Source organism: Gilliamella sp. BG7 (assembly GCF_046635565.1).
GTDB classification, from domain to species: Bacteria; Pseudomonadota; Gammaproteobacteria; order Enterobacterales; family Orbaceae; genus Gilliamella; species Gilliamella apicola_P.
The window spans coordinates 3,490-5,286 of sequence record NZ_JBIDFB010000024.1 but is presented as its reverse complement, the minus strand read 5'-3'; the positions used below and the strand labels follow the sequence as shown (position 1 = coordinate 5,286).

The 1,797-nt window shown below is 50.0% G+C and carries 1 rRNA gene; it reads left to right on the top strand.

Annotated features, from left to right (window positions below):
* Window positions 1–215: 215 nt before the first annotated feature.
* Window positions 216–1,753 (top strand): 16S ribosomal RNA (locus tag ACGH49_RS10795).
* Window positions 1,754–1,797 lie beyond the last annotated feature (44 nt).

Below are 1,797 nucleotides of genomic sequence, written 5' to 3'. Positions count from 1 at the left end.
GTAGTATACGCAACCCTTGAGACAGCGAACTAAGTCAACGAAAAGTTGATGGGGAATATAAGCTGTCAGCTCTTTAAAAAGAAGAAACAGACAATCTGTGTGGGCACTTGCGAGACGAAAGATTAAAGTCTACGGACTAAAAAAATTAAGTCTTGATAAGTGACACTGAAGATTCATTTGAATATGTCAGAGACAGTTATTGAGCATCAAACTTTAAATTGAAGAGTTTGATCATGGCTCAGATTGAACGCTGGCGGCAGGCTTAACACATGCAAGTCGAACGGTAACATGGGTGCTTGCACTTGATGACGAGTGGCGGACGGGTGAGTAAGGTATGGGGATCTGCCGAATGGAGGGGGACAACAGTTGGAAACGACTGCTAATACCGCATAAAGTTGAGAGACCAAAGCATGGGACCTACGGGCCATGCGCCATTTGATGAACCCATATGGGATTAGCTAGTTGGTGGGGTAAAGGCTCACCAAGGCGACGATCTCTAGCTGGTCTGAGAGGATGACCAGCCACACTGGAACTGAGACACGGTCCAGACTCCTACGGGAGGCAGCAGTGGGGAATATTGCACAATGGGGGGAACCCTGATGCAGCCATGCCGCGTGTATGAAGAAGGCCTTCGGGTTGTAAAGTACTTTCGGTGATGAGGAAGGTGATGTATCTAACAGGTGCATTAATTGACGTTAATCACAGAAGAAGCACCGGCTAACTCCGTGCCAGCAGCCGCGGTAATACGGAGGGTGCGAGCGTTAATCGGAATGACTGGGCGTAAAGGGCATGTAGGCGGATAATTAAGTTAGGTGTGAAAGCCCTGGGCTCAACCTAGGAATTGCACTTAAAACTGGTTAACTAGAGTATTGTAGAGGAAGGTAGAATTCCACGTGTAGCGGTGAAATGCGTAGAGATGTGGAGGAATACCGGTGGCGAAGGCGGCCTTCTGGACAGATACTGACGCTGAGATGCGAAAGCGTGGGGAGCAAACAGGATTAGATACCCTGGTAGTCCACGCTGTAAACGATGTCGATTTGGAGTTTGTTGCCTAGAGTGATGGGCTCCGAAGCTAACGCGATAAATCGACCGCCTGGGGAGTACGGCCGCAAGGTTAAAACTCAAATGAATTGACGGGGGCCCGCACAAGCGGTGGAGCATGTGGTTTAATTCGATGCAACGCGAAGAACCTTACCTGGTCTTGACATCCACAGAATCTTGTAGAGATACGAGAGTGCCTTCGGGAACTGTGAGACAGGTGCTGCATGGCTGTCGTCAGCTCGTGTTGTGAAATGTTGGGTTAAGTCCCGCAACGAGCGCAACCCTTATCCTTTGTTGCCATCGATTAGGTCGGGAACTCAAAGGAGACTGCCGTTGATAAAGCGGAGGAAGGTGGGGACGACGTCAAGTCATCATGGCCCTTACGACCAGGGCTACACACGTGCTACAATGGCGTATACAAAGGGAGGCGACCTCGCGAGAGTAAGCGGACCTCACAAAGTACGTCTAAGTCCGGATTGGAGTCTGCAACTCGACTCCATGAAGTCGGAATCGCTAGTAATCGTGAATCAGAATGTCACGGTGAATACGTTCCCGGGCCTTGTACACACCGCCCGTCACACCATGGGAGTGGGTTGCACCAGAAGTAGATAGCTTAACCTTCGGGAGGGCGTTTACCACGGTGTGGTTCATGACTGGGGTGAAGTCGTAACAAGGTAACCGTAGGGGAACCTGCGGTTGGATCACCTCCTTACGAAGTGCTCGTAAGTGTTCACACAGATTGTTTGTTTAGAAGAG